Origin of the sequence: Pseudomonas sp. MD195_PC81_125 (assembly GCF_014060985.1) — a bacterium.
Classification (GTDB): domain Bacteria; phylum Pseudomonadota; class Gammaproteobacteria; order Pseudomonadales; family Pseudomonadaceae; genus Aquipseudomonas; species Aquipseudomonas parakoreensis.
Genome location: NZ_JABULD010000974.1, coordinates 1 through 597 on the forward strand (window position 1 = coordinate 1; position 597 = coordinate 597).

Genomic DNA, 597 nt, shown 5'->3' on the forward strand with positions numbered 1-597 from the left:
CACGAGGGCGGCAGCCAACAAGATCTTGTGGCTGAATTTCATGTTTCTGGTCATCGAATGAACTACCGCGAAGGGGCTGGTCGAGAAAGGGCGGCAATTTGCCACACTCGGGGGCTTTGCGCTGCTCTTATTTCGACCGCGGTGCGCCAAAGATTAGGCGTCTTTGGTGAAATGCGACGAAATGCTCAATAGCCGCAGAAAGTGTCTGATTTGCCGGTAAATGCCAGACGAGCGGAGCGATAAATAGCCATTTCTGAAGGGAACCAGATGAGGGTTTTCTCTTCTAAGCTTCTGGTTGGCACCATGCCATCCCCCTTCCGCTCCAGGAGTTACTTCATGTCGCTGCGATCTATCGCCCTTCTGACTTTTTGCGTGCTGTTGGCCGCGTGCAGCAAGGTCAACCAGGAAAACTATTCCAAGCTTTCGGCCGGCATGGCCAAAGCCGAAGTTGAGACGCTGCTCGGCAAACCCACCGACTGTTCGGGTGCGCTCGGCATGTCCAGTTGCACCTGGGGCGACAAAAACAGCTTTATCAGCGTGCAGTACGCCGGTGACAAAGTGCTGATGTTTTCTGGCCAAGGCCTGAAGTAAACCGGG

At 54.3% G+C, this 597-nt stretch carries 2 protein-coding genes; both read left to right on the plus strand.

Features of this window, described 5'->3' with window-relative positions; translation table 11 throughout:
• The coding region (locus HT737_RS31510) for a hypothetical protein (RefSeq protein ID WP_220459616.1) at positions 1 to 192 on the plus strand (192 nt) is incomplete at its 5' end.
• A 144-nt stretch (positions 193 to 336) separates the two neighbouring features.
• Positions 337 to 591, plus strand: coding sequence for a hypothetical protein (locus HT737_RS30675; RefSeq protein ID WP_003220802.1), 255 nt, complete (start codon positions 337 to 339; stop codon positions 589 to 591).
• The last annotated feature ends 6 nt before the right edge of the window (positions 592 to 597 follow it).

Bases quoted from the DNA above. Each gene is read 5' to 3' on its own strand.
- HT737_RS30675 (WP_003220802.1), top strand. From the start codon at position 337: ATGTCGCTGCGATCTATCGCCCTTCTGACTTTTTGCGTGCTGTTGGCC.